This is a genomic window from Polynucleobacter kasalickyi, assembly GCF_900176405.1.
Taxonomy (GTDB): Bacteria; Pseudomonadota; Gammaproteobacteria; order Burkholderiales; family Burkholderiaceae; genus Polynucleobacter; species Polynucleobacter kasalickyi.
In genome coordinates, this window is the sequence record NZ_FWXJ01000037.1 from 1 (window position 1) to 1,056 (window position 1,056).

A 1,056-nucleotide genomic window follows, 5' to 3' on the forward strand; every position below is an offset into this window, starting at 1 on the left:
CGTGGATTCAAGTACGAAGTGCAACACGTTTTACAGACTGCATAAAAACTTCGTTGGGTGTTTTAAATCCTAACCTTTTTCTTGGTCGGTTATTTAGTTGGTCCTGAATCATTTTAATCTCCTCTTGAGTTACTGTAGATAATGGTCGCTTTTTTGGGATGTACTGTCTGAGTAAACCATTCAAGTTTTCATTAGATCCCCTTTGCCAACTTGCAAAGGGATCAGCAAAATAAGTGGTGGATTGAAGCTCACCATCTATCCGTTGATGCTCTGCAAATTCTTTTCCATTATCAAAAGTCATGGTTTTTACGAGTGGCGCGTATGGCTTGAGTTCACTAATGATGGCATTACCTACTAAATCTGATGTTTTATTCGTTACCTTACTGAGAACGGCATAGCCACTTTTACGCTCAACCAGCGTAACGATAGCTTGCTTGTGGTTCGATCCAATCACTGTATCGCCTTCCCAATGACCAACCTGTGCTCTCTCTTCAATATGGGCAGGCCGCTCACTAATCGGCCTTCGGCCAATAATCTGGCCACGGCGATCCTGACCACCAGCGTACCGCTTCCTACGCTTCTTTTGACAACGTAATGCTTTCCAAAGGCTTCCACCAGCAGCTTTATCGGCATAAATATGACGATAAATCGTCTCATGACTAATCCCAACCTCGCTGGCTATTTGCTCAGGACTCCACTTCTCATGGAGATAATCTACTGTCTCAGACCACTGTTCAGCGCTAATTCTCCCTGCATTACGAGACCCCAGGGAGCGTTCCTCAGCCAACAAACAGGCTTGTCGAGGTCGATAACCTCGACCGCCCGTATTGCGAGCAATCTCTCTACTAATCGTCGACTTATGGCGACCTAGCAACTCGGCAATTTGTTGTTGACTATTTCCGGCTGACATTAAAATATAAATCTGATATCGTTCTTCTTGGCTAAGGTGTTTATAGGTCATGGCTACTTTGACTTGGCGGTCTAGAAGCTTTAGATACTAAATCATCCTTAGCCTCCTCTCATTGTTCAAAGTTGCACTTCGTATTAGAATTCACC

At 44.1% G+C, this 1,056-nt stretch carries 1 protein-coding gene; it reads right to left on the minus strand.

Features of this window, described 5'->3' with window-relative positions; all coding sequences use genetic code 11:
- Positions 1–7: 7 nt before the first annotated feature.
- Entirely contained in the window at positions 8–961 is a 954-nt protein-coding gene (locus tag B8983_RS13830; protein WP_084286149.1) for an IS30 family transposase, read from the minus strand.
- Positions 962–1,056 lie beyond the last annotated feature (95 nt).